16 protein-coding genes are annotated in these 25,881 nt (G+C 71.2%); 13 read left to right on the top strand and 3 right to left on the bottom strand.

The features are described 5' to 3' along the window. Positions 1–12: 12 nt before the first annotated feature. Entirely contained in the window at positions 13–909 is an 897-nt protein-coding gene (locus C7C46_RS14495) for an amidohydrolase family protein (protein WP_245984417.1), read from the top strand. Continuing rightward, positions 906–2,447 carry an RICIN domain-containing protein gene (locus tag C7C46_RS14490; RefSeq protein ID WP_110669589.1) on the top strand — a complete coding sequence of 514 codons (1,542 nt, stop codon included), beginning with the start codon at positions 906–908 and terminating at the stop codon, positions 2,445–2,447. Before C7C46_RS14495 ends, C7C46_RS14490 begins: the two co-directional genes overlap by 4 nt. A 190-nt stretch (positions 2,448–2,637) precedes the next feature. On the opposite strand, the gene C7C46_RS14485 is transcribed toward C7C46_RS14490, so the two are convergent. Beyond that, positions 2,638–4,872 (bottom strand): alpha-L-fucosidase, encoded by a 2,235-nt coding sequence (locus C7C46_RS14485; protein ID WP_110669587.1) that lies wholly within the window; start codon positions 4,870–4,872, stop codon positions 2,638–2,640. A gap of 419 nt (positions 4,873–5,291) precedes the next feature. Between C7C46_RS14485 and C7C46_RS14480 the strand changes: the two genes are divergently transcribed. The 3 genes from C7C46_RS14480 to C7C46_RS14470 all read left to right on the top strand — a co-directional run bounded on the left by C7C46_RS14480 (position 5,292) and on the right by C7C46_RS14470 (position 10,405). After that, positions 5,292–6,410: an SGNH/GDSL hydrolase family protein gene (locus C7C46_RS14480; RefSeq protein ID WP_110669586.1), complete on the top strand. Its 1,119-nt coding sequence runs from the start codon at positions 5,292–5,294 to the stop codon at positions 6,408–6,410. A gap of 102 nt (positions 6,411–6,512) precedes the next feature. Beyond that, positions 6,513–8,039 carry a ricin-type beta-trefoil lectin domain protein gene (locus C7C46_RS14475; protein WP_220040619.1) on the top strand — a complete coding sequence of 509 codons (1,527 nt, stop codon included), beginning with the start codon at positions 6,513–6,515 and terminating at the stop codon, positions 8,037–8,039. 431 nt (positions 8,040–8,470) lie between these two features. Further along, positions 8,471–10,405: an autotransporter gene (locus C7C46_RS14470; protein ID WP_110669584.1), complete on the top strand. Its 1,935-nt coding sequence runs from the start codon at positions 8,471–8,473 to the stop codon at positions 10,403–10,405. A 133-nt stretch (positions 10,406–10,538) separates the two neighbouring features. Here C7C46_RS14470 and C7C46_RS14465 read toward each other — a convergent pair whose 3' ends face one another. Next, positions 10,539–13,514: an MGH1-like glycoside hydrolase domain-containing protein gene (locus tag C7C46_RS14465; RefSeq protein WP_245984416.1), complete on the bottom strand. Its 2,976-nt coding sequence runs from the start codon at positions 13,512–13,514 to the stop codon at positions 10,539–10,541. Positions 13,515–13,997: 483 nt separating this feature from the next. Here C7C46_RS14465 and C7C46_RS14460 point away from each other — a divergent pair, with 483 nt between their 5' ends. The 4 genes from C7C46_RS14460 (at position 13,998) to C7C46_RS14445 (ending at position 19,124) form a co-directional block, all read left to right on the top strand. After that, positions 13,998–15,734 (top strand): ribulokinase, encoded by a 1,737-nt coding sequence (locus C7C46_RS14460; RefSeq protein ID WP_110669580.1) that lies wholly within the window; start codon positions 13,998–14,000, stop codon positions 15,732–15,734. Positions 15,735–15,740: 6 nt separating this feature from the next. Continuing rightward, on the top strand, positions 15,741–16,412 hold the full coding sequence (locus C7C46_RS14455; RefSeq protein WP_110669578.1) for an L-ribulose-5-phosphate 4-epimerase: 672 nt from the start codon (positions 15,741–15,743) through the stop codon (positions 16,410–16,412). Between the two features lie 14 nt (positions 16,413–16,426). Beyond that, positions 16,427–17,932 carry an L-arabinose isomerase gene (gene araA, locus C7C46_RS14450; protein ID WP_110669576.1) on the top strand — a complete coding sequence of 502 codons (1,506 nt, stop codon included), beginning with the start codon at positions 16,427–16,429 and terminating at the stop codon, positions 17,930–17,932. A gap of 109 nt (positions 17,933–18,041) precedes the next feature. Then, positions 18,042–19,124 carry an aldose epimerase family protein gene (locus C7C46_RS14445; protein ID WP_110669574.1) on the top strand — a complete coding sequence of 361 codons (1,083 nt, stop codon included), beginning with the start codon at positions 18,042–18,044 and terminating at the stop codon, positions 19,122–19,124. Here C7C46_RS14445 and C7C46_RS14440 read toward each other — a convergent pair. Beyond that, a complete protein-coding gene (locus tag C7C46_RS14440) occupies positions 19,121–20,125 on the bottom strand; it encodes a LacI family DNA-binding transcriptional regulator (protein ID WP_110669635.1) in 1,005 nt (334 codons plus the stop codon). The two genes, C7C46_RS14445 and C7C46_RS14440, sit on opposite strands and share 4 nt — an antisense overlap. A gap of 798 nt (positions 20,126–20,923) precedes the next feature. Between C7C46_RS14440 and C7C46_RS14435 the strand changes: the two genes are divergently transcribed. The 4 genes from C7C46_RS14435 to C7C46_RS14420 all read left to right on the top strand — a co-directional run bounded on the left by C7C46_RS14435 (position 20,924) and on the right by C7C46_RS14420 (position 25,835). Next, positions 20,924–21,970: a LacI family DNA-binding transcriptional regulator gene (locus C7C46_RS14435; RefSeq protein ID WP_245984415.1), complete on the top strand. Its 1,047-nt coding sequence runs from the start codon at positions 20,924–20,926 to the stop codon at positions 21,968–21,970. 123 nt (positions 21,971–22,093) lie between these two features. Then, positions 22,094–23,257: a substrate-binding domain-containing protein gene (locus C7C46_RS14430; protein WP_110669571.1), complete on the top strand. Its 1,164-nt coding sequence runs from the start codon at positions 22,094–22,096 to the stop codon at positions 23,255–23,257. A gap of 5 nt (positions 23,258–23,262) precedes the next feature. Continuing rightward, positions 23,263–24,831, top strand: coding sequence for a sugar ABC transporter ATP-binding protein (locus C7C46_RS14425; RefSeq protein WP_110669569.1), 1,569 nt, complete (start codon positions 23,263–23,265; stop codon positions 24,829–24,831). Continuing rightward, complete coding sequence (locus C7C46_RS14420; RefSeq protein WP_110669567.1) at positions 24,828–25,835, top strand: ABC transporter permease; 1,008 nt, start codon at positions 24,828–24,830, stop codon at positions 25,833–25,835. Before C7C46_RS14425 ends, C7C46_RS14420 begins: the two co-directional genes overlap by 4 nt. Positions 25,836–25,881 lie beyond the last annotated feature (46 nt).

Raw genomic sequence — 25,881 nt, 5'->3', positions numbered from 1 at the left:
CCGGAGCCTCCCGTGACCACTCCCAGCCCGCCGCCGGTGCTGATCGACGCCCACCACCACCTGTGGGACCTCGCACAGCGCCCGCAACCCTGGCTCGACGACCCGGCCCTGGCCTCGATCCGCCGCAGGTTCACCCCTGACGACCTGCGCGCCACGGCCACCCGGACGGTGGCCGGCCGGCGGCTGCACCGCACGGTGGCCGTGCAGTGCGTCCCGGAGGTGCCCGAGACCGAGGACCTGCTGGCGCTCGCCGCGCAGGAGCCGCTGATCGGGGCCGTGGTCGGCTGGGTGGACCTCAGGTCCGCCGCGGTCGGCGACGAGCTCGACCGGCTGCTCGCCGGGCCAGGCGGCAGCTACCTCCGGTCGCTGCGCAGCCTGGTCCAGGGCGAGCCGGACCCGCACTGGCTGCAACGGGCCGACGTCGAACGAGGGCTGGCGGCGATCGAGGAGCGCGGGCTGGGCTACGACGTGCTGGTCCGCAGCCACCAGCTCGACCAAGCGGTCCGGCTCGCCGAGCGCTTCCCCGGCCTGCCCCAGGTGCTCGACCACGCGGGTAAACCGGACATCGCCGGCGGCGAACTGGGGGAGTGGGAGCACCGGCTGCGCCGGCTGGCCCGGCATCCCCAGGTGGTGTGCAAGGTCTCGGGCCTGATCACCGAGGCCGACCACCAGGCCTGGACCGTCGCCGACATCCGGCCGGTGTGGGACGTGCTGCTGAGCGCCTTCGGCCCCGACCGGCTGATGTTCGGCTCGGACTGGCCGGTGGCGAACCTGGCCGGGGGCTGGAACCGCTGGGCCGCCACCGTGGACGTCCTGATCGAGGGGTGCTCCGCCGACGAGACCTCGGCGATCCTCGCCGGTACCGCGAGCGCCTTCTACCACCTCACCCGTACCGAGGAGACCCGATGAACCGTCCTCCGCAGGAGGCGAGTCCGGCGCTCACCACCTCGCGCCGCGCACAGTCACCGCACGGCCGCTGGCGGACCGGCGCCGCCGCCCTGCTGACCCTGGTCGGCTGCCTCGCCGCCCTGCTGGTGCCCGCCGCCCAGGCACGGGCGGCCGCGGTGACCTTCACCACCGGCGCCGCCCGGACCGACCAGAACGGCAACGCCCTCCAGCTCCACGGGCTGGGCATCGTCAGGGCCGGCGACACCTGGTACGGCTTCGGCGAGGACAAGACCGGCGAGACGGCGGCGGACACGTCCTTCCAGGACATCCCCTGCTACACCTCGACCGACCTCGCCGAGTGGACCTACCGGGGCCAGGCCCTGAGCAGGCAGAGCGACGGGGAGCTGGGCCCCGGTCGGATCGTCGAGCGGCCGAAGGTCATCTACAACGCGTCGACCGGCACGTACGTGATGTACGCGCACATCGACAGCACCAACTACGCCGAGGCGAAGGTCGGCGTGGCCACCAGCAGCACCCCCTGCGGCCCCTACACCTACCGGGGCAGCTTCCGGCCGATGGGCAACCTCAGTCGCGACCTCGGCCTGTTCCAGGACACCGACGGCACCGGCTACCTCCTGAGCGAGGACCGGAACAACGGCCTGCACGTCTACCGGCTCGCCGCCGACTACCTCTCCGTGGACAGCGCGGTGGCGCTGCTGGGCAGCGGCGGCAGCGGCGGCAGCGGCGGCAGCATCGAGGCGCCCGCCATGGTGAAGAGCGACGGGAGGTACTACGTCCTCGGCTCCCACCTGACGAGCTGGAACCTGAACGACAACATCTACGCCACCGCCACCTCACTGAGCGGGCCGTGGTCGCCGCTGCGCGACTTCGCCGCTCCCGGCACCCACACGTACGGCAGCCAGACGGCGAACGTCATCACCGTCCAGGGCACCGCCGGCACCACCTACGTGTACGCCGGCGACCGCTGGGACACCGCCGACCTGGGTGCCTCGAAGCTGATCTGGCTGCCGCTCACCATCCGCGGCACGACGGTGAACCTCGGCCAGTACCCCAGCTGGTCCCTCGATGCCGCCGCCGGCACCTGGACGCCAGGCGGTGGGATCCCGTCGGCCGGGGTCCACACCTTGAAGAACGTCGGCACCGCCATGCTGATGGACGTGTCGGGCGGCTCCACGGCGAACGGCGGCAAGATCATCCAGTGGGCGTCCACCGGTGCCGCCAACCAGCAGTGGACGCTGACGCGGGTGGCGGACAACATCTTCACGCTCACGAGCGTGCAGAGCGGGCTCTGCCTGGACGTGCCGAGCAGGTCGACCACCGCAGGCGTCCAGCTGCAGCAGTGGACCTGCAACGGCGGGACGAACCAGCAGTGGGCCCTCGACCTGACCGGCAGCTACACCGGGAGCACCTACCTGCTGGTGAGCATCGGCAGCGGCCTGAACATCGGGCTCGCAGGCTCGACCGTCCAGGGCGCGGCGGTGGACCAGGAGCCCGGTGGGAGCCAGAGCGCCGGCAGCCAGACGTGGACCTTCTCCTGATCTGTGCCACGACCGACCGGTGCCACAACTTCGTTCCGCCGGGCCGGTGCCGCGGCAGCACCCGGCTGCGGCGGCACCGGCCCGGTGTCAGGAGCGATGGAGCGGTGGGAGAACAAGGGTGAAGGCGGCGGTGCCGAGTGCCGGCCGTTGCCGGGCCGGCCCTCGGCGCCGCCTGCCGCGCTGCCGAGGCCTACTGGGCGATGAAGGACCACTGCAGGTTCGGGCTGCCGTTCCAACTCCACTGCTTGGTGACGGAGCCGGAGGCCACCTGGCCCCCGCCGTCCAGGACCAGGCCCGTGGTGCGGTTGGCGATGCTGTACAGGCCGCTGCCGCGGTTGGTGATCTGCCACTGCTGGTTGTTGCCGCCGTTCCAGGCCGCCTGCTGCGCGGGCGACCCGTCGGCGGTGGAGCCCCAGCCGTCGGCGACCATGCCGTTGGTGCGGTTGACCAGCTTGTAGTAGCCGTTGCCGAGGTCGACGGCCTGCCACTGGAGGTTGGTGCTGCCGTTCCAGCTCCACTGCTTCAGGTTGCTGCCCGAGGCGACGTTGCCGCCGCTGTCCAGCGCCAGGCCGTCGGTGACGTTGCTGATCCGGAAGTAGGCGGCCGGATCGAAGGCCACCTTCAGCGAGGTGATGGCGTCGTTGTTGCCGGTGTTGCGCAGGTCGGCGTTGTCCGCGCCGAAGGTCCACGCCGTCCCGGTGAAGTTGTCGCCGGAGTAGCCGGTCACCTGGTAGCCGGCCGGAACCCGCAGGGACGAGATGGTCCGCGGGCTCAGCCCCGCGCTCTGCAGCTGAGCGGCCGTGTAGGTGCCCAGCACCAGCCCGGCCGCCGTCCCCGCGTACGAGACGTCGCTGTACGCGGTGACCACGCCGGTGCCCCCGGCCTGGAGAACGGGGATCTGACCGGAGAAGGTGAACTTCAGTACGTAGGCGAGGGCACCGAACGGGGCCGAGGACGAGGGGAGGGTGACGTGCAGGCCGTCACTGCCCTGGGTCGGGGCGGGCAGGCCGAGGTACGTGCCGGTGGTCGAGTTCAGCAACTGGACCGAGGTCAGGGAGCTGAGGTCGATCCGGCCGCTCGCCAGCGTGCTGATGGTGGTGGAACTCCCGGGCCAGCCCAGCACCGTGGCGTACAGCACGGTGCCGGCCTTGTTGCGGGTGAACCGGAAGTCCTTGTTCGTTCCCGCCACCGGGGTGGTGAAGGAGCCGCCTCCCATCTTGGTCGGCCCCTCCCCGTAGACCGTCCAGGCCCGGGTGGCGTACAGGGACTCGCCGAACCGGCCGAGGTAGTCGCCGATGCCCAGCAGGACGTCCTTCTGGCCCTGCGGAATCGTCCCGTCCGCCATCGGAGCGATGTTGAGCAGCATGTTGCCGTTCTTGCTGATCCGGTCGATCAGCGAGTGCAGCATCTGCTGGGTGGAGTAGTAGCCGATGCCGACGGTGTAGCACCAGCTGGAGCTGCTGATGCTGTCGTCGGTCAGCCAGTACGGGTTGGCGATGTCGCCCGGGCCGCCGCGCTCGTAGTCGAAGACCTCGCCGAGGTTGTCGTAGCCGTCCTTGTACGTGGCGACGACTTCCCGGCCCCAGCCCAGGGCCTGGTTGTAGTAGTACGACAGGAAGTTCAGCCGCTGCGTCTCGTCGACCCTGGAGAGGTCGAAGTCCTCCCACAGGATGTCCGGCTGGGCCAGGTCGATGACCTCCTTGAGCTTGGCGTACCAGAGTTGGTTCTCCGCCGTGCTGCCCAACTGGCCGAAGAGCTTCTGCAGGCTGGCGGTGGGCTGGGCCGGCGCGTGGTCGTAGTAGCCGTTGAAGTTGTAGGCGTGGTGCATCGCCACCAGCAGCTTCAGGCCCTTGCCCCGGATCGAGTCGCGGAAGATCTGCAGGAGGTTCAGTTTCGGTCCGCGCTGCACCGAGTTCCACTCGTTGACCGAGCTGTTCCACATCGAGAACCCGTCATGGTGCTCCGCCACCGGTCCGGCGAACCTGGCGCCGGCGTCGACGAACAGCTGGGCCCAGGCGTCCGGGTCGAAGCTGCCGCCCTGGGAGGCCAGCTTGGGCGCGAACTGCACCCAGTTGCCGGCCTTGTCGCGGGCCCCGTCGAGAAAGTTGTTGTAGGGCCAGACCGACGGGTCCCCGTAGGTGGCGATGTGATGGTTGTTCACGTCGCTCCCGCCGATGTACATGTTCCGCGGGTACCACTCGCTGCCGTAGGCGGGGACGCTGAAGGCGCCCCAGTGGAAGTAGATCCCGAACTTGGCGTCCTGGAACCACTCCGGCGCCGCCGGGTGCTGGTCCACCGAGGCCCAGGTGGGCGAGTAGGACGACGGAGCCGCGAGGGCCCGCGCCGTACCGATCGTCAGATTCGCGGTCGCGGCGGCAACGATGCCGGCGGCACTCGACAGGAACGCACGTCTGCTGATCGCCATGGCTGGATCCTTCGTCCTTGGGTGGGGGAGGTGCCGGTCCACGACACCGGGGCTCGGGTGGCGCGGATCGTGCGGCTCGGCACGGCCTGCAGCGCGCAGGAGCGCGATGTGAGCGATAACAGGACCGGGGCCCAGCCGATTCTGGCAGCCTCAGGGCGACTGTCAAGACATCGGACAGGATGAGCTGGCTGTCCCGATACATGGGATGTATCCCGGCTGGCGGGTGGAGCCGTCGATCCAGGCCGCATGGCTGAAGTAAGCAAGGTGGAATGAGATCTGCCGGATCGTCCCCTTGTCACGGAGCCCGAAGTTCCGGCATACATGGGATGTTCACCGACCTGGTTGGCGTGATATCTCTACGATGCGAGCGCCAACAGGTCCGGCCCCACTCAGGATCCGCCGACAGAGAAGGACATCTGATGAGAAAGCCCCGGACGGCAGTCCTCGCCCGGCTCCTAGTCCCGCTCCTGGTCGCCGTGCTCGGTGGTCTGACCACCGGCGCTGCCCCGGCCTCCGCCGCGCCGGACACGCCCTTACGGGTGATGCCGCTGGGCGACTCGATCACCTGGGGCGTGGGGAGCAGTACGGGCAACGGCTACCGCGGGCCGCTGTGGAAAGAGTTGGCGGCGGACGGCCACCCGCTGGACTTCGTCGGCACGGTACGCAACGGCTCGATGCCCGACCCGGACAACGAGGGGCACTCCGGATACCGCATCGACCAGATCGCCCCGCTGGTGGACGCCTCGTTGGGCCGGTACCGGCCCAATGTCGTGACGCTGGAGATCGGCACCAACGATCTCAACCAGAACTACCAACTCTCCACCGTCAGTGCGCGGTTGAAGTCCCTCATCGACCAGATCGCCGCCGATGTCCCGGACGCCACCGTGCTGGTCGCCTCGCTGATCGTGTCCACCAGCTCCAGCGAGGAGCCGTACCGCGCGGCGTACAACCAGGCCGTCCCGGGCATCGTGAGCAACGAGCAGGCGGCGGGCAGGCATGTCGGATACGTTGACATGGGCACGCTGACAACGGCTGACCTGGCCGACTCCCTGCATCCCAACGACGCCGGCTACCAGAAGATGGCGGACGCCTTCCACCGGGGCATCCAGGCCGCGGACAGCGCCGGGTGGCTGCGGAATCCGGCGCCCGCTGCCGCCGCTGTCCGCTCCGGCATCAGTGGCAAGTGCCTCGACGTCAACGGCGCGCACACTGCTGACGGGACGTCCGTCCAGATCTGGAGCTGCGGCGGCGGCGCCAACCAGCTCTGGTCCGCGTACACCGACGGCACCTTGCGCTCCCTGGGCAAGTGCCTGGATGCCGCGGGCCAGGGGACCGCCAACGGCACCAAGGTGCAGCTCTGGACCTGCAACGGGGGTGCCAACCAGGTCTGGCGGCCCTACAACGGCAGCTACCGCAACCCGGTCTCCGGCCGCTGCCTGGACGATCCGGGCTACTCCGCCACCGACGGCACCCAACTCCAGCTGTGGGACTGCAACGGCGGCCCCAACCAGCAGTGGACGGCGCTGACCGCCGGGTGACCTGAACGCCCTGCCCGCACGGCCGGGTGACCCGCCCGGGCCGCACTGTTAACGCTCACCTTCCGCTCTGCCGAGCTCCCACCCCACCTCCAAGGAGACTGCGTGGACACCACGACAGGCAACCGCTTCCGCGAGCCCCGACCGCGCCCCGGCCGCAGCCGCCGGCGGGCCGCCCGACACCTGGTCGCCGGCCTGGCGGCCGCGGCCCTGGCGCTGTCGGGCCTGTGGACCGCCGGCGCGGCGCAGGCCGTGCCGGCGGCACAGCCGGGCCCGGCGGCATCCGCCACCAGCCAGTTCCACGGCGTGAACTGGGCCGACCCCGACGACAACTTCATCACCGGCCCCAACGTGCCCGTGGGCCTGTCGACTTCGGACGACTACGCGACGACGTACACGAAGTCCACGGCGATCCTCAAGGGATTCCAGGCCCTCGGCGCCAACACCGTCCGCCTGGGCTTCAACTCGGCGACCACGTCGGGGTCCTGGTGGAACAGCTATACCGCGGCGCTGGACGCCGCCACCGCGCTGGGCATGAACGTCATCGTCGCGCCCTGGCTGCAGGGCGGCAAGGTCAGTGACCTCGCGTCCTTCAACAAGATGTGGGACACGGTCGTCAACAAGTACGGCTCGCACGGCAACTTCTACTTCGACATCATGAACGAGCCCTACGGCTACAGCGCCACCGACCTGACCGACTTCGAGGCCAACTGGCTGGCGCGCTACCCCGGTCTCCCGCGTGGCCACGTGGTCGTGCCCGGCCTGTGGTCCGACGGCAACCTGTGCGCCGTCGGCTCCGACTCCCGGCTGTCCGGCACCCTGCTGTCGATCCACATCTACGGCATGTTCGGCGACAGCCACACCACCGAGGCCGACTGGGTCAACGACTTCACCGGCGCCCTCTGCGGCCACGCCGACCGGGCCGTGCTCACCGAGTTCGGCGTCCCGATGAACACCGGCGCCAACTACAACGGGCCCAAGGACGGCAACAACGACCTGTCCTACCTCTACGCCATCACCGACACGGTGCGAAGCCTCGGCATGGGCTCCGTGCTGTGGACCGGCGTCAAGGGGCCGACCCAGACGCAGGGGCCCGGCCCGTGCGAGAACGCCTCGTGCGCCATCACCTCGCTGAACGGCAGCGGCACCAACCTCTCACTGGCCGTCACCAACCAGTCCGGCCTCGACCGGCTGCAGTGGGGCTGGGGCACCGGAACCAACCCGGGCGGCGGAGGCGGCTCCGGCTCCGGCACCGTGCTGCGCGGCGCCGGGTCCAACCGCTGCCTGGACGTGCCCAACGCCGCCACCACCAACGGCGTGCAGACCGAGATCTGGGACTGCAACGGCGGCAGCAACCAGCAGTGGACCCTGAGCTCCGCCAAGGAGCTGCGCGTCTACGGGAGCAAGTGCCTGGACGCCTACGGCGCGGGGACCTCCCCCGGCACCAAGGCCGTCATCTGGGACTGCAACGGCGGCAGCAACCAGCAGTGGAACGTCAACAGCGACGGCACCGTCACCAGCGCCCAGTCCGGACTGTGCCTGGACGTCTCCGGCGCCGGTAGCGCCAACGGCACCCTCGTCCAGCTGTGGACCTGCAACGGTGGCACGAACCAGAAGTGGGGCCGGCAGTAGCGAGGAGGACGGCCGCACGGGGGCCGGGGGGCTCCCGTGCAGCCACTGCTCAAAAATTTTCCGCTCGGACGGCAACCTTTTCGCGCCGGGCGGCCACTGAGGGGTGACGGACGAGGGCGAGCCGCGGTCAGGCCGCCCCGCCCGGCCGCATCCACGCACCTCCGATCGGGAGCCACCCGTGTCACCTGACGACCCGACCACCGCCAAACAGCCCTCGCGGCAGGGCCGCACGCACCGCCGCACGCCGTGCGCACCTGCGGCGCAGGCCCGAACGGGCTGCTGATCAACAAGGATCCGCAGTACGGGCAGTGACCGTAGGTGGCACACCGTCAGGCCGACGGCCCGGCAGCAGCACCCATCCGCCAGTGGGGGCGCGCCGGGCCTTCGGCCTGTCCCGGGAACCCGTCTCAGCACTCCAGAAAGCACTCTCGATGAAGCGTCCATGGCATGCACTGCTGGCGTCCGCGGTGGTGGCGGGGACGACGACCGTTCCCGCGGCCCTGGCACCCGCGAGTGCCGTCGCGGCCGACGGCGACATCACCTCGTCGATACTCGCCGACAGTGACGTGGTCCTCGGCGGGAACGCCGTCGTGAACGTACCGCCCGGGACCCACACGTACGCGGGGGTCATCAGCGGGCAGGGGACCCTGCGGATCTCCGGCACGGGCACCCTGGTGCTGACCAAGGACAGCACCTTCACGCTTCCCGGTTCCCAGCAGCACCAGTCCGTCAGCATCCCCGGCGGGAACCACCCCTACGTGGTCGTGAGCAATCCCGACCAGCCCGCGATCACGGTCGAGGCCGGGGCCACGCTGCAGTACGGCAACGGCGGCACCACCGGACTGGTCGGCGCCTTCCCCTACAACTCGCCCGGCTACCAGCAGAACCAGGACAACATCAGGGTGGACGGCACCCTGAACCTGTCGCTCACCCGCCTGTTCGACCTGGGCACCATCAGCGGCTCCGGGACGATCGTCCAGCCCCGCGGCATGTGGGGCACGCTCCAACTGTGCGGGAGCAGTCCCTTCTCCGGGGTGTTCGACATCGGCACCGGCGCCAACTACGCGAGCACCACCTGCGCGGCGGAGCTGCCGAACGCGGGCGCGGTGGTCAACCGCGGCTCATGGATCATCGACACCCCGCTGAACCAGACGGTCGTCCAACGCCAGAACTTCTTCAGCCGTGAATACGGCAACGACGTCAACGTCCACTCCCGGCCCGGCAGCAAGGTCGTCCTGACCGGCACCTACAGCTACAGCGACAACACCGGCACCACCGTGCCGGCCCTGAGCGACAGCAAGCTGAACTGGGTGACGGTCGCGCACCAGCTGAACAAGCGCGGCACCAACATCGAGGGCGCCGACGTCCACTGGGGAGACGGCACCACCCACCAGATCTTCATGCCGGGCACGGCCGAAACGGCCTACGTGAACCTGCACGCCAACTCGCAGCGCTCGCGGCTGACCTTCGACTACAACGGCCCCGTCACCCTGGGCCTGCCCATCGGCGGGGGAAGGTTCCACGACACCCTGGCCGCTCCGGGGGCGGGCGACATCGTCATCGCGGGCACCGCCGGGAACGATGTGACCTTCGCCGCCGCCCAGTTCTACGACGGTTCCACCACCATCCAGCAGGGCGCCACGCTGCGCCTGGGATCCGGAACCGCGGGACCGGACGGCAGTCTCTATGCGAAGGGCTCGCTCGACGCGGTCAGTGACAACGGCTCGCTGATCGTGCAGAACGTCCGGACACCCGTGACGCTGCCGGCCGTGTCCGGCTCCGGATCGGTCACCCAGGACGGCACCGCCACGACGACGCTGACCGCCGCCTCCTACACCGGCGCCACCACCGTGGCCAGGGGGACGCTCGCGGTGGTCGGCGCGTCGCTCTCCTCGTCCAGTGGCGTCGCCCTCACCGACGGGTCGGCAGTCCTCGATCTCGGCGCGGCATCGTCGACGACGCTGCGCAAGCTCGACGTGGTCACGGGCGCCAAGGTCATCCTGCCCGGTGGAGCCCGAAGCCTCACCGTGGGCTCCCAGGAGGTGGAGGTCTCCGGCGACACGCTCAGCGTGGGAGGAGCGGTCTTCTCGATCGCCCGGACGGGCGGTCACCTCGAGCTGACGGCCCAGGCGGCGGGCGCCCAGGCCTCGGCCTCGGCAAGCGCAACCAGCGCGCCTCCGGGCCGGACCGGCGCTTCAGCCCCTGCGGGGTCCACCGCCGCCGGCTCCCCGGCGGCCCACGGCGGCCAGGGCCGTGAGGTGCTCGCTTCGGTGGCCGTGGCCCTGGCAGCCGCGGCCGGTATCGCCACCCTGGTCCCCAGGCGCCGGCACGGGGGCACCGACCGCCGGCGCCGGCACGGCCGTTGAGCCGGTCCGCCCGCGGCGCCGCGATGCAGCGAGGCGGGGTTGTTCTCGTCGGGAGCGGGTCTGCGCGCCAGGGCCCGGGCAGCGGAGCACTGCCCGGGTCCTGGTTTGCGGGGGTGGCCGTCCCGGCGGTCCGTCAGCCGGCCGGTTCCAGCTTCCACAGGTGATCGGGCGTGCCGTTGTCGTTCCACTGGAGCGCGGCGGCTCCGGCGGCCGTGGCGGCGTTCTGGATGCCGAGCAGCAGGCCGCTGTTCTTGTTGACCAGCTTGCTGTAGCCGCCGCCGGCGTCGACCAGGCTCCACAAGTGGTCGGGGGTCAGGTTGTCGCCCCACTGCAGGGCGGCGGCGCCGGCGGCTGTGGAGGCGCCGGAGACTCCCAGGACGAGGCCGCTGTTCCGGTTCATGATCTTGTAGTAGCCGCTCCCGGCCGGCTCCAGTTGCCACTGCTGGTCGAGACCGCTGCCGGCCGCCTGCTGGACGACGGCGGCACCGAAACCGGTCGACGCGCCGGAGACGCCCAGGGGCAGGCCGCTGTTCCTGTTGACGAGCCGCACGGTGGTCCGCGGGTACCAGGACTCGAGCTCGGTCACGCCCACGGACTTGCCCGGCTGCGGGGTGAAGACGACCCGCAGCTGGGAGGTGGTGACCGTCTGGAAGGTGACTTCCACCGGCCCGTTGGCAGCGGGAGCGGCGGGCTTCCTGGTCTGCCCCGGCGCCGAGATCCAGCTGCCGCCCGAGAGGTACTGCACGTCGAGGCTCTGCGGCGCACGCACGTTCTGCCCGTCGTCGTACGTGTAGATCTTCGCCTCGTCCACCGGCCGCTGGTATCCGAAGTCGACGCCGAGGTAGTCGGTGCTGTTCGGCGATCCCGCATTGGTCCACCGGTCGTCGGGCATCGGGTCGTACCCGGTGAAGCCGTCGATGGCCTTCAACGGCGAGTCGTAGGCCTGGGTGCAGCGGGGGTTGTCGGCGCTGCGGCAGCGCAGGCCGTTGGCGGCGGTGTTGGTGTAGGAGGCGAACGCCTTCGGGTAGGTGGGGGTGTAGCTGCGGTTGTCCCAGGCCTTGAACCACTCCTGGTCGGCGGTCCAGGCGTTGGCGGCCACGTTCTCCAACCGGGTCGCCGGCGCCGGGCGGACCGGGGCGGCCACCGGGATCGTGGCGTTTCCGAGACCGGCCGACTGGTAGATGCGGGTGCCGTCCTGGAAGACCTGCAGGCCCGAGCCCTGCTTGTAGTGGGTGCCGTCCTTGTCCCACAGGAGCGTCAGCGTGTGGCCGTGGTACGGCAGGTTCTGGAGGGCGAAGTAGTTCCAGTTGTCCGGCACCAGCGGCTTGAGGACCAGCGTGTTGTCCGCCTGCGGCTTGATGCCGAGCAGGCCGGTCAGCACCAGGTCGTTGAAGCTGGAGTGGTTGTAGTTCTCGCTGAAGTCCGAGGCGTCGTAGATCCAGTTGCCGGTGTCGCCGTCGGCCGCCTCGGCGACGTACGGCTTGCCGTTCTTGTGCTGCAGCGTGGCGAACTGACTGAGCATCGTGTCGTACGTCTGCTTGGTGACGTAGCCCTGCGCGGGGTAGTCCTGCAGCAGGTTCGCCATCCCGGTGAGGATCGAGGAGGTGTCGAAGGGCCAGCTCGGGCCGTTCCAGTGGCAGCAGTTGGCGTCGTTGTGGTTCTGGACGGCGGGGACGGCCTGGTAGTCGAAGTACGGATTCGCGGCGATCCGGTCGAGTTCGGCGAAGCCGGTGCCCTTGCCGAACTTCAGGGTGTTGGCACCGGCGTTCATCGGCACCTGGACCGTCACGGCCTGCGTGCCGGCGAACGAGCCCCAGGCGGGCGTGGGCGGATACGTCACCGTGATCGGCGCGGTGGACCCGTTGACGGTCAGGCTGTGGGTGGAGGGGGCTCCGGTGGCGTTGGCGTAGTACACGGTCACCGGGTAGGTGCCGGCGCCGGGGGCGTCGACCGTGAACGAGACGGAGCTGTCGGGGTAGTCGATCTGCCCGACGTACCCGCCGTTGGAGGCGCTCGGGCTGCTGTGCAGGTTCGCATGGACGACGGCCGCCTGTTCGGCCTCGAAGTCGTGCGTCCGCTCCAGCGTGGTCGGTCCGTAGGGCGCCGCGAAGCGCTGCGGATCGGCCACGTACTGCCAGGCGGCGGAGTACTGCGGGTCCGGCAGCTCGAACGCCCACGGCGTGTAGCCCATGGCCTCGCGCCAGCTCGTGCGGGTCCAGGCGAGGCCGTTGTTGGTGGAGTTGTCGTTGTACACCTGCATGAAGAACTTGCGCTGCGGGTCCCACAGGGCATCCTGCACCCCGGCCTTGAGCGAGGCGGCCTTCGCGGCGTACGTGTTCGCGGTCGCGCTGTCCCCGGGCATCGCGGCGACCTTGCTGATGGCCTGGGCCGCCGCGTACAGGTAGCTGTTGATCGTCGGGCGGTAGCCGGTGCCGCCGGAGAACCAGTTGCTGCTGTGCATCGAGGTCTCGGTGTACTCGGTGGCGTCGGACACCGGCGACTGGAAGTACAGGCTGTCGGACGTCTGGGCTCCGTCGACCTTGATGTTCTGGGTGTAGTTGCTGCTCCACTTGTCGTAGAGCGCGATGAGCTGCGGCAGGTCCGCCTCGAGCTGCGTGGCGTCACCGGTGGCCAGGTACCGCTGGTACGCGGCGCTGGTGATCGACTCGCTGAAGCCGCGGGCGCCGGCCTCGCCGGACCCGCGGAGCCAGTAGTCCAGGTAGTCGTCCAGGTACGTCGGGTCGCGCAGCCAGCGGCCGTCGAGGATGTGGTAGCCGGCCGCGTCCGACAGGCCGCTGTACGAGGCGCCGCCCGAGTACCAGACGGGCTGGTCGTACTCGGTCGCGATGTACCCGGTGCCCGGCGCGGTGTAGCGAAGGGCCCGCTTGTAGGTGCTCCACCGGTAGTAGTAGACGCCGTTGATGTTCGAGTCCGGCGTGTCCAGGAAGGGGATGTTGTCCTTGTACCACTGCGGTTCGGCCAGGCCCTGGGCGGCGAGGACGGCGTCCTCGTCGAGGACGGAGGCTCCGGTGGCGGCCGTGGCCTGATCCGGTGTCAGGCCGGGGAGCAGCACGGCGGCCAGCGCGACCGCGAGCAGGGGGAACAGCATCCGGCGAGGTGTGTGGCGACGCATGAGACCTCCGTCGGGCTGCGTCATCCTGAGCAGCGTTAGCGCTAACAATGGGCACCCGGCAGTGTCCACGGGGAGCTCGGAGGCGTCAAGAGAACGCGGTGCGCCCCGTCGCGGCGGCGGTGCCGACTCCCGCCGGTCGGCTCCGCCGCGCCGCCCGGGCCGCCGGACCCGCGGAACAAGCTCTTGTGCCGGGTTATTGTGAGCGCTAACATCCTCACTGATCCCGCGGTTCGGAGCGCGGGGAACGTGTCAACAACCCTGACCGCCCCGCTCCTTGCCGTCCCGCCCACCCCGCCGGCCGGCTCGCGGCCCCTTCCTGGCCGCTCCGGTGCCGGCGGTCGTGGTTCCGCGCCTTATGAGGGTGAGGCGGCGGAACTCCAGGCCGGCCGCCGTACCGTCGTGCCAGACCGTTCGGCGGTCGGCCGCCTACCACCCCCGCCCCGCACGAAGGACGAAACTGTGACCGAGACGACCTCCGCCCGGGCCACCGGCGCCGACGACCAGGACGATCGCTACGTGGTCGGCGTCGACTTCGGGACGCTCTCCGGCCGGGCCGTGGTCGTGCGGGTGCGCGACGGCGCGGAACTGGGCACCGCCGTGCACGACTATCCGCACGCCGTGATCGAGGACCGCCTGCCGGGCACCGGCCGGCCCCTGCCGCCCGACTGGGCACTGCAGCACCCGCAGGACTGGCGCGAGGTGCTGCACACCGCCGTGCCGGCGGCGGTGGCCGCCGCCGGCGTCGATCCCGCCGCCGTCATCGGCATCGCGACCGACTTCACCGCCTGCACCGTGCTGCCGACCCGGACCGACGGAACCCCGCTGGCGGAGACCGCCGAGTGGGCCGACCGCCCGCACGCCTGGCCCAAGCTCTGGAAGCACCACGCCGCCCAGCCGCAGGCCGACCGGATCAACGCCCTGGCCCACGACCGCGGCGAGAAGTGGATCCACCGCTACGGCGGCCGGATCTCCGCCGAGTGGCAGTACGCCAAGGCGCTGCAGGTGCTGGAGGAGGACCCGCAGGTCTACGCCGCCTGCGAGCGCTGGATCGAGGCCGCCGACTGGATCGTCTGGCAGCTCACCGGCACCGAGAGCCGCAACACCTGCACCGCCGGCTACAAGGGCATCCACCAGGACGGCGGCTACCCGAGCGAGGAGTACCTGGCCGCGCTGCACCCGGAGTTCGCCGACTTCGCCCGCACCCGGCTGGAGCACCCGCTCGCCGCGCTGGGCTCCCGGGTGGGATCGCTGAGCGCGCAGGCCGCCGCCCGGACCGGCCTGCCCGAGGGCATCGCGGTGGCGGCCGGCAACGTGGACGCCCACGTCGCGGCCCCCGCCGCCCGCGCCGTGGACAACGGCCAGCTGCTGGCCATCATGGGCACCTCCACCTGTCACGTCGTCAACGGCCCGACCCTCGCGGACGTCCCGGGCATCTGCGGCGTGGTCGAGGGCGGGATCGTCGAGGGCGCCTGGGGCTACGAGGCGGGGCAGAGCGCGGTCGGCGACATCTTCGCCTGGTGGCTGCGCCAGGGGCTGCCCGCCGACTACCTGCAGGAGGCGCAGGCCACCGGCGAGGACCCGCACCAGCTGCTCACCCGCAAGATCGCCGACCAGCCGGTCGGCGGCCACGGCCTGGTCGCACTGGACTGGATGGGCGGCAACCGCTCGGTCCTGGTGGACCACCACCTGTCGGGCGTCGTCGTGGGCCTGACCCTGGCCACCCGGCCCGAGGAGGTCTACCGGGCCCTGCTGGAGGCCACGGCCTACGGCACCCGCGCCATCGTCGAGGCCCTGCACGAGGGCGGGGTGCCGGTCTCCGAGTTCGTGGTGGCCGGCGGGCTGAAGAAGAACGCCCTGCTGATGCAGATCTACGCCGACGTGTTGCGGCGCCCGGTCTCCCTGGCCGCCTCCGAGCAGGGGCCCGCGCTCGGCTCCGCGATCCACGCCGCGGTCGCCGCCGGGGCCTACCCGGACGTGCGCACCGCCGCCGCCGCGATGGGCAGCGTCGAGCGCCACGCCTACCTGCCCGACCCCGCGCGCGCCGACGCCTACGACGCCCTCTACGCGGAGTACCGGCTGCTGCACGACCACTTCGGCACCGGCCCCGACAAGCAACTGCACCGCCTGCGCGCCATCCGCAACGCCGCCCTGAGCGAGGCCCAGCAGGCCTCCAGCGACCCCGAACTGCGAGGTTGACCGGCCATGACCGACGCCATCGAGCTGATTCGCCGTCAAGTCAGCAATCTGCACCAGGAACTCGTCCGCTACGGCCTGGTGGTCTGGACGGCCGGCAACGTCTCCGGCCGGGTCCCCGGCGAGGACCTGTTCGTCATCAAGCCCAGCGGCGTCCCCTACGAGGAGCTGACGCCGGAGAACATGATCGTCTGCGACCTGGACGGGAACGTGGTCGCCGGCGGGCACAGCCCGTCCTCCGACACCGCCGCCCACGCCTACGTCTACCGGCACCTGCCCGAGGTCGGCGGCGTGGTGCACACCCACTCCACCTACGCCTGCGCCTGGGCCGCCCGCGGCGAGGCCGTCCCGTGCGTGCTGACGGCGATGGCCGACGAGTTCGGCGCCGAGATCCCGGTCGGCCCGTTCGCCCTGATCGGCGACGACTCGATCGGCCGCGGGATCGTCGAGACCCTGCGCGGCCACCGCTCGCCCGCCGTCCTGATGAAGAGCCACGGCGTCTTCACCATCGGCAAGGACGCCAAGGCCGCGGTCAAGGCCGCCGTGATGTGCGAGGACGTGGCCCGCACGGTCCACATCTCCCGCCAGCTCGGCGAGCCGCTGCCCATCGCCCAGGCCGACATCGACAGCCTGAACTTCCGCTACCAGAACGTCTACGGCCAGCAGCCCGCTGCCCGCTGAAGGAGCAACTCCCAGTGACTGAAGTCTTTTCCGGGCGTGAGGTCTGGTTCCTCACCGGCAGCCAGGGCCTGTACGGCGACGAGACGCTGCAGCAGGTCGCCGAGCAGTCCCGCCAGGTCGTCAACCAGCTCGCCCTCGCGGGCATACCGGTCCGGCTGATCTGGAAGCCGGTCCTCATCGATGCCGCCTCGATCCGCCGGATCTGCCTGGAGGCCAACGCCCAGGACTCCTGCATCGGCCTGATCGCCTGGATGCACACCTTCTCCCCGGCGAAGATGTGGATCGCCGGCCTGGACGCGCTGCGCAAGCCGCTGCTGCACCTGCACACCCAGGCCAACGCGCACCTGCCGTGGGCGACCATCGACATGGACTTCATGAACCTGAACCAGGCCGCCCACGGCGACCGCGAGTTCGGCCACATCCAGTCCCGCCTCGGCGTCCCCCGCAAGACCGTCGCCGGCCACGCGAGCGACCCCGCCGTCGCCGCCCGGATCGCCGACTGGGCCCGCGCTGCCGCCGGCCGGGCCGAACTCGCCACGCTCAAGCTGGCGCGCTTCGGCGACAACATGCGCGACGTCGCCGTCACCGAGGGCGACAAGGTCGAGGCGCAGCTGCGGCTGGGCGTCTCGGTCAACACCTACGGCGTCAACGACCTGGTCGCGGTCGTGGACGCGGTGGCGGACGCGCAGATCACCGAACTGGTCAAGGACTACGACGACCTCTACCGCCTGGCCCCCGAGCTGCGCGCCGGCGGCGAGCGCCACGACGCGCTGCGCTACGCCGCGCGGATCGAGCTCGGCCTGCGCAGCTTCCTGACCGACGGCGGGTTCCGCGCCTTCACCACCAACTTCGAGGACCTCGGCGGCCTGCGGCAGCTGCCCGGCCTGGCCGTCCAGCGCCTGATGGCCGACGGCTACGGCTTCGGCGGCGAGGGCGACTGGAAGACCTCCGTGCTGCTGCGCACCCTCAAGGCCGCCGCCGAGGGCCTGCCCGGCGGCACCTCCTTCATGGAGGACTACACGTACCACCTGGAGCCCGGCAACGAGCTGATCCTGGGCGCCCACATGCTGGAGGTCTGCCCCTCCATCGCCGCCGGGACCCCCTCCTGCGAGATCCATCCGCTCTCCATCGGCGGCCGCGAGGACCCGGTGCGCCTGGTCTTCGACGCCGAGCCCGGCCCGGCCGTCGTGGTGGGCCTGGCGGACATGGGCGAGCGGTTCAGGCTGGTCGCCAACGCGATCGACGTGGTCGAGCCCGCCGAACCGCTGCCCAGCCTGCCGGTGGCCCGCGCGGTCTGGAAGCCGCAGCCCGACCTGCGCACCTCGACCGAGGCCTGGCTGACCGCCGGTGCCCCGCACCACACCGTGCTCACCCGGGCCCTCGGCGTCGACGCGCTGGACGACCTCGCGGAGATGCTCGCCGTCGAGCTCGTCGTCATCGACGAGAGCACCAGCATCCGCCGGTTCACCCGCGAACTGCGCTGGAACCAGGCCTACTACCGCCTCGCCCAGGGCTTCTAGCCCCACCCCGTCTGCCGCCCGGGCCGGGTCCGTGCTTCCGCCCCGACCTCCGGACCGGCCCGGGCGGCCTCCCTCCCACCAGACACCGACACCCCGAGGAACCGCGCCCATGTCCGACCGAAGCCCCACCGTGCACCGGACGGGCACGGATCCGCTGCCCGACGGGCGTGTGTCGGCGCGCTGGACCGTCAGTTCGCCGTCCGGTGTGACGGCGGAACTGCACGAGTTCGGCGCCAGGCTCCAGGCCGTCCGCGCCCCCGACCGGCACGGCCGCACCGCCGATGTGCTGCTCGGCGCCGAGGGGTGGGACCAACTGCTCGATGCCGGAGCGTACTTCGGGGCGACCGTGGGCCGGTACGGCAACCGGATCGCCAGGGGTGAACTGCCGCTGGACGGCACCGTCCACCAGTTGGACCGCCAGGCCACCGGCCACACCCTGCACGGCGGCCCGCACGGGTTCGCCACCCGGGTCTGGCGGGGCAGCCCGATCCACGAGGAGGACCGCGCGGGGGTGCGGTTCCAGCTGACCAGCCCGCACCGGGACCAGGGGTTCCCCGGCACCCTGGAGGTGGAGGTCAGCTACCTGCTCGACGCGTTCGGTGCGCTGACCATCCGGTACGGCGCGGTGACCGACGCCCCCACGGTCGTGAACCTCACCAACCACGCGTACTTCAACCTCGCGGGCGGCGGGACGGTGGGCGAGCACACGCTGCGGGTCCACGCGGACGCGTACCTGCCCGTCGACGCGCAGCTGATCCCGCTCGGGCCGCCCGCCGTGGTCGCGGGTACGCCGTTCGACCTCACCAGGGCGGTGCGGCTGGCCGACCGCCTGGGCGCCGACCACCCGCAACTGCGCCTCGCCGGGGGAGGGTTCGACCACAACTGGCTGCTGCGCCCCGGACCGGACGCGGGGGGCCCGCGCCTGGTGGCCGAACTCGACCACCCCGCCAGCGGCCGCCGCCTGGAGTGCCACACCACCGAGCCCGGGGTGCAGGTCTACACCGGCAACCACTTCGACGGCACCACCGGGCCGGCCGACGCGCCGCACGGACGCCACGCGGGCATCGCCCTGGAGACCCAGCACTACCCCGACTCCCCGCACCGCCCCGACTACCCCTCCACCGTCCTGCGCCCGGGGGAGCGGTACCGCTCCACCACCGTCTACCGCTTCGGCACCGTTCCGGTGGGTTAGGGTCTGGCAGCCGTGCTGGAGCGGATCACGAGCTCCGGCATCAGGGTGGTGTGCACCGGAGTGGCGGAGGGGTCCTCGATCCGCTGGAGCAGCAGGTCGATCCCCGCCCGGCCGGCGGCCGCGAAGTCCTGGCGGACGGTGGTCAGCGGCGGGGCGAAGTACTCCGACTCCGGCAGTCCGTCGAACCCCGCCACGGCCAGGTCCTCCGGGACGCGCAGCCCGGCCTCCCGCAGGGCCCGCAGCACCCCCAGGGCCATGTGGTCGTTGGCGACGAACACCGCCGTCGGCTTCGAGGCCTGGTCCAGGCTGCGGTGGGCCGCCGCGAGCAGTTGCCCGGCCCGGTAGCCGGAGGCGGCGCTCCAGTCCCCGCCCAGCCACTGGGGGACCGGAGCTCCCGCGTCGTCGAGGGCCGCGCGCCAGCCCTGGAAGCGGCCCTCCGCCTCCAGCCACTCGCGGGGCCCGGTGACGTGCCACACCGAGGCGTGACCGAGCGACAGCAGGTGCTCGGTGACCATCCGGGCGCCGGCGTACTGGTCCAGTGCCACGCCCGGCACGTCCAGGTCGTGGCCGCCCTCGACGGTCACGATCGGGAACGGCGCCGCCAGCCGCAGCAGGGCGGCGACCGTCCGCTCGTGCGGCGTCATCACCACGCCGCCCTCGACCCCCCAGGCCGCCAGGTGCTCCAGGGCCTTGCGCAGCGCCGTCTCGCTCAGTTCGTCCAGGCTCACCGCCGCGATCAGGTACCCCTTGGCGCGAGCGGCGTGCTCGAGGCCGGCCAGTATGCTGGCCGGCCCGTACAGGGTGGTGTTCGCGGCGATGACGCCCAGCGTGCGGGAGCGCTTGGTGACCAGGGCGCGCGCGGCGGGATTGGGACGGTACTCCAGCTCGGCGATGACCTCCCGCACCCGGGCGCGGGTGGACTCGCGCACGTTGGGGTGATCGCTGAGGACGCGTGACACGGTCTGGTGGGACACGCCCGCCACCTTGGCGACATCCGCCATCGTCGGCGCGCGCCTGTCGGCGGCCTCGCTCACATGCCCCTCCACGGCTCTGTCCCACTGCGGCACCCACGAACCAGCTGCCCAGCGCAGCCTACTCAACCCGGCCCGGGCGGACCCCGCGGCACGCGACGCGCGTCGGGGCGGGCCGCGGAAGCCCGCGCACCCCCGGGAGGCCGTGGCGGGCGTACCCTCGCCCGGCGCGGGGAGTCCTCGCGGCCGGCGGCCGTGCGCCGGACCGATCTGCTGCGGGGTCAGCTGACGGTGGGTTGACTCGGGCAGCTGTTAACGTTAACAATTTGCAGGCCCTGGCCGCGCGTTGCTGCAGGCCCTCCAGGGGCGGGGTCGCCCCCGGTCAACGCCCCTGCTGGGGCTGATGGCGGGACCGCCGTCGAGGCTGGGCCTGGCTGTCGAGTACCCGAGTGTCTGCCGGTGGCCCATGGCTGCCCCGCTTCCCGCAGCGGCCACCGGCAGCGGTCCTGTCGCCATGTGTGTGCGGCAGGTCCGGCAAGTGGGTGGAGGGCGTGCAACGTCGCACGCAACCCACCTCCGCCCGCTACGGCCGGCGCGCCCCCGGGCGTGCCGGCCGTTCGCCGTCGAGCCCCCCGTCCTCCGTGCGCGCGCCCCGTGGGGCCATGGGCCGGCCCTGGGCGGAGGGGTAGCAGTGACCCAAACGTGACCCACCCGCCCCATTGACGGAAGGTTTTGTGAGCGCTAACAATACGGACGTCGGAACGGGCGGCAACAGGCCGCCCGCGCACCGTTCTTGAGAAACTCGCAAGCCCTGATTCGGGAGAGGCCATGCCGGAAGCTAGAACCGCCAGCGGCGCACAGCCGGTGATGGCGGACGTGGCCGCGCTGGCCGGTGTGTCCCACCAGACCGTTTCGCGGGTGCTCAACGGCAGCCCGAACGTGCGGGCGCAGACCCGGGAGCGGGTGCTTGCGGCAATTCAGAAGCTGGACTACCGTCCCAACACCGCGGCCCGGGCGCTGGTCACCCGCCGTTCCCAGACCCTCGGTGTGATCAGCTTCGACACCACTCTCTACGGGCCCTCCCAGATGCTCTACGGAATCGAGCAGGCCGCTCGAGGCGCAGGCTACTTCATCACCATCGCGAGCCTGCGCAACCACGACGCCCGGTCCGTCCACGAAGCCGTGGACCGGCTCCGCGACCAGGCCGTCGAGGGAATCGCCGTGATCGCCTCGCGCGTCTCGGCGATGGCGGCGCTGGCACGCCAGACCGCCACCGTCCCCATGGTCACGGTCGGCCCCACCGACCCGGGTTGGCTGCCCGGCGCGGGTGTGGACAACGAGGCCGGCGCCCGGACCGCGGTCCGGTACCTGCTCGACCAGGGGCACGGCACGGTCCACCACGTCGCGGGACCGGACGACTGGCTGGAGGCCAAGGCCCGTCGAACGGGCTGGCGCCGTGCACTGGAGGACCACGAGCGGCCGGTGCCCGAGAGTTTACCGGGGGACTGGTCGGCACGGTCGGGATACCGGGCAGGCCTGCGACTGGTCGACGACCCGCGGGTGACCGCGGTCTTCTGCGCCAACGACCACATGGCCCTCGGGGTCGTGCGGGCCCTGCACGAAACGGGGCGGCGGGTGCCGGAGGACGTGAGCGTCGTGGGGTTCGACGACATCCCCGAGGCCGCGTTCCTCACCCCGCCGCTCACCACCGTCCGCCAGCACTTCGGGGAACTCGGCCGCTGCGGTCTCGAACTGCTCCTGCGCCGCGTCCAGTTCCCCGACCCGCAAGCCGCAGGGGTCGACGGCGCCCACCAGGTGGCCGTCGTCGCTCCCGAGCTGATCGTCAGAGCCAGCAGCGCCAGGCCCGGCCGCTGACCTCCGTCGGATGCGAATCCGTTCGGTCCGCGCAGCAGCCGGGTCGAAGACCGGAACACCGCCGTACCACCCGCTTTCCACCCACCCCTTCACACCACCCGGCAAAGACCAGAAGAGGACACCATGCCCGCCACCAGCATCCGCTCCAACAGAGGCCTCCGCCTCGCCGCCATCGCCGCCGTCGCCGCACTCGCCCTGACCGCGACGGCCTGCTCCAAGCAGGGGGCCGGAAGCAGCAGCAGCAGCAGCGGCAGTGGCTCCGGCTCCAGCGGAGCCGCGGCCGCCCCCGTGATCCAGGGCGACATCACGTTCAACGACGCGAACCTGTCCAAGCTGGACGAGGCGCTCAAGGGCGCCCTCCAGGGCAAGGACCTGTCGAAGCTGGACCTGGCCATGGTGGTCAACGTCTCGGTGGACTACTGGAACGCCGGCAAGGTCGGCTTCAACAAGGGCCTGGCCGACCTCGGCGTCCAGGGCACCTTCCAGGCCCCGGCGAACGGCCGGCTGGACCAGCAGCTGTCGATGATCCAGACCCTGCGCGGCCAGAACATATCCGCCTTCTCGGTCTCGGCGATCGACCCGACCGCCATCAAGGCACCGATCCAGGACGCGAATTCGGCCGGCATCCCGGTGCTGGCGATCGACTCCCCGCTGCCCCCCGAGGACGGTGCCGCGCTCTACCTGGGCACCCCTAACTACCAGGCCGGGCAGAAGGCCGGCGAGGCGATGAAGGCCGCGCTGGGCGGTAAGGGCGAGGTCGTGGTGCTGGTCGGCTCGCTGACCGCGTCCAACGCCGTGCAGCGGATCCAGGGCTTCGAGGACTCGCTCAAGGGCACCGACATCAAGGTGGTCAACAAGCTGTCCGACAACATGGACGCCTCGAAGGCCCTGACCAACGCGCAGACGGCCATCCAGACCGACCCGAACGTGGCCGGCCTCTACGGCGTCTACTCCTACGACGGTCCCTCCGCCGCCCAGGCCGTGCAGGCCGCCGGCAAGGCCGGCAAGGTCAAGGTCATCTCGGACGACTCCGACGCGCAGACCCTGAAGTTCATCCAGCAGGGCGTCATCCAGGCCACCGTGGTCCAGTCGCCCTACCAGCAGGGCTACACCGGTGCCTACCTGCTGGCCGCGCTCAAGGTGCTCGGCAAGGACGCCACCATGGCGCTGGTCAAGCAGTACCTGGAGTCCGACGGGACGACGCTGAGCTCCGGCGTCGGCGTGGTCACCCAGGGCAACCAGAGCGACTACCAGGCCAAGCAGACCCAGCTCGGCATCACGGGGTGAGCTAGGTGATCACCAACGCTTCCCCGAACCGTACCGGGCCGGCCGTGGTGCTGCGCGCGGTGCAGAAGAGCTACGGGCCGGTCACCGTGCTGGACATCCCCGAGCTCGAGCTGAAGCGTGGTCAGATCACCTGCGTGGTGGGGGAGAACGGCGCCGGAAAGTCCACCCTGATGGGTGTGCTCTCCGGCACCGTCTCCCCGACCTCGGGGGAGATCCTGATCGCGGGGCAGGCCCTGCAGCCGGGCCGGCCGGACCACGCCAAGGCGCTCGGCGTCAGCATGGTCGCCCAGGAGTTCCCCCTGGTGGGCGGACTCAGCGTCGCCGAGAACCTGCTGCTGGGCCGCCACAGTCGGGCCGCCGAGCAGGCAGGCCGGCTGCGGCGGGTGCTCTTCGACCGCTCCGGAACCCGCCAGGAGGCCAGGGAACTCCTCGCGGACGTCGGGGTGGACGGCATCGACGTCGACCGCCCGGTCGAGCAACTCCCGGTACCGCTAAGGCAGATGATCGAGATCGCGAAGGGCTGGGGCAACCGCCCGCTGGTCCTGATCCTGGACGAGCCCACCTCCTCCCTCGGTCCCGTCGAAGCCGGCAAGGTGCTCGACCTGGCTCGCCGGCACACCGCGAGCGGCGGAGCGGTCCTGTTCATCGGCCACCGCCTGGACGAGGTCCGCGACATCGCCGACCGCGTGGTGGTGCTGCGCGGCGGCAAGCTGGTGGCCGACCTCACCCCGGAGCAGGCCACCGAGGAACGCATGATCCGCGAGATGGTCGGCAGCGAGCTGGCCCACTCCGACGGGGCTCCGCCGGACTCCCGGACGGACCGCACCGTCCTGGTCGTCCGCTCGCTGACCGCCGACGGCCTCGGCCCGGTCGACCTGGAGCTGACGGCCGGTGAGATCGTGGGCGTCGCCGGCCTGATGGGCTCCGGCCGCAGCCGCCTGCTGCACACCATCATGGGCGCCCAACCGCGCACCGGCGGCGAGACCGAGCTGAACGGCAGGCCGTTCCGTCCGCGGCACCCGGCCGACGCGGTCGCGGCGGGGATCGGCCTGGTCCCCGAGGACCGCAAGGAGCAGTCCTTGCTGCTCCAGCACCCGGTCCGGTGGAACGCGACCCTGGCCACCCTGCGCCGCGACTCCTGGCGCGGCATCCTCACCCCCGGCGGTGACAAGGAGCGCTCGCGACGGATCGTCAAGGACCTGGGGGTGCGGATGCACTCGCAGGAGCAGCCGATCGGCGACCTGTCCGGCGGCAACCAGCAGAAGGTCGTCTTCGGGCGCTGGCTGCACGCGGACCCCGACCTGTTGTTCCTGGACGAGCCCACCCGGGGTGTGGACGTCGGGGCGAAGGCCGAGATCTACCAGCTCATCGACAACGCCGCGCAGGACGGCCTGGCGGTCCTGGTGGCTTCCTCGGAGCTGGAGGAACTGCTGCGGATGTGCCACCGGATCGTCGTGATGGCGCAGGGTCGGATCGTCGCCGACCTGCCGCGCGAGCAGTTCAGCAAGGAACGGATCATGACAGCGGCGGCAGGCACGCAGCCGCTGACCGCAGGCTCGGAGGCAACGGCATGACCACGCAGACCACCCCCGCCGCCAGGGGGGCAGGAGTGACCTCGCGCAACCGGCTGCGCTCGCTGGTCGAGACTCCCGAGGTGGGCGTCGTCGTCGCGTGCGCGGCGGTGTTCATCGCGCTCGCGCTGGCCAGGGACACCTTCGCGAGTGCGGTCAACCTGCAGGGCATGGGGTTCGACCTGGCCCAGTACGGCCTGATCGCGATCGGCGAGTCGCTGGTGATCCTCACCGGCGGCATCGACCTGTCGGTCGGCGCGCTGCTGGGCACCTCGGTGATCCTCATCTCCTGGTTCAACGTGCGGGCCGGACTGCCGGCCGGCGTCGCGATGCTGGCCACCCTGGCCATCACCGGGCTGATCGGCCTATGGCACGGCCTGGCGGTCACCAGGCTGAAGATGCCCCCGTTCGTGGTCACGCTGGTGACCTACACCGTGGCGCAGGGCATCACCCTGGCGATCACCTCCGGGACGTCCATCGTCGGCATCTCGGGCTTCTTCGGCAACATCGGCCAGTCGTACATCGCCCAGCTACCGGTCCCGCTGATTCTCTTCGTCATCGTGGCGGGGGCGGCCTGGTTCTTCCTGGAGCGCACCTTCGTCGGACGCCAAGTCTACGCCGTCGGCGGCAACCCCGAGGCGGCGCGGCTGGCGGGCATCCGCGGCGACCGGCGGATCGTGTCGATGTACGTGACCAGCTCGCTGCTGTCGGGCTTCGCGGCCATGCTGGTGCTGGGCCGGATGGGCGTCGGCTCGGCGAGCGGGGTCGGTGTCGGGTGGGAGCTGCAGGCCATCGCGGCCGCCGTCATCGGCGGTGTCAGCCTCACCGGCGGGCAGGGGCGGATCCTCGGCATCGTGGCGGGCACCGTGCTGCTGGAGCTGATCACCAACGGCCTGACCACGCTGCAGATCAACTCGAACTACACCAACATCGTCCTCGGCGGTGTGCTCGGCATCGCGATCCTCGCCGACCGGCTCCGCGCCAAGCACTTCTCCAGCCGGGCCTGACGTCATGACAGGCCTGACCTCGTGTCAGGCCTGACGGACGCCTCCA

This window comes from Streptomyces tateyamensis (assembly GCF_003205575.1).
Lineage (GTDB): Bacteria > Actinomycetota > Actinomycetes > Streptomycetales > Streptomycetaceae > Kitasatospora > Kitasatospora tateyamensis.
The sequence above is the reverse complement of the archived record's forward strand: the minus strand, read 5'-3'. Positions and strand labels throughout refer to the sequence as shown.

What these genes read in the sequence shown, in the direction of transcription:
- C7C46_RS14490 (WP_110669589.1), top strand. Translation starts at nt 906, where the DNA reads ATGAACCGTCCTCCGCAGGAGGCGAGTCCGGCGCTCACCACCTCGCGC.
- C7C46_RS14485 (WP_110669587.1), bottom strand. Translation starts at nt 4,872, where the DNA reads ATGGCGATCAGCAGACGTGCGTTCCTGTCGAGTGCCGCCGGCATCGTT.
- C7C46_RS14480 (WP_110669586.1), top strand. Translation starts at nt 5,292, where the DNA reads ATGAGAAAGCCCCGGACGGCAGTCCTCGCCCGGCTCCTAGTCCCGCTC.
- C7C46_RS14470 (WP_110669584.1), top strand. Translation starts at nt 8,471, where the DNA reads ATGAAGCGTCCATGGCATGCACTGCTGGCGTCCGCGGTGGTGGCGGGG.
- C7C46_RS14465 (WP_245984416.1), bottom strand. Translation starts at nt 13,514, where the DNA reads ATGCTGTTCCCCCTGCTCGCGGTCGCGCTGGCCGCCGTGCTGCTCCCC.
- C7C46_RS14455 (WP_110669578.1), top strand. Translation starts at nt 15,741, where the DNA reads ATGACCGACGCCATCGAGCTGATTCGCCGTCAAGTCAGCAATCTGCAC.
- C7C46_RS14445 (WP_110669574.1), top strand. Translation starts at nt 18,042, where the DNA reads ATGTCCGACCGAAGCCCCACCGTGCACCGGACGGGCACGGATCCGCTG.
- C7C46_RS14440 (WP_110669635.1), bottom strand. Translation starts at nt 20,125, where the DNA reads ATGGCGGATGTCGCCAAGGTGGCGGGCGTGTCCCACCAGACCGTGTCA.
- C7C46_RS14435 (WP_245984415.1), top strand. Translation starts at nt 20,924, where the DNA reads ATGCCGGAAGCTAGAACCGCCAGCGGCGCACAGCCGGTGATGGCGGAC.
- C7C46_RS14430 (WP_110669571.1), top strand. Translation starts at nt 22,094, where the DNA reads ATGCCCGCCACCAGCATCCGCTCCAACAGAGGCCTCCGCCTCGCCGCC.
- C7C46_RS14420 (WP_110669567.1), top strand. Translation starts at nt 24,828, where the DNA reads ATGACCACGCAGACCACCCCCGCCGCCAGGGGGGCAGGAGTGACCTCG.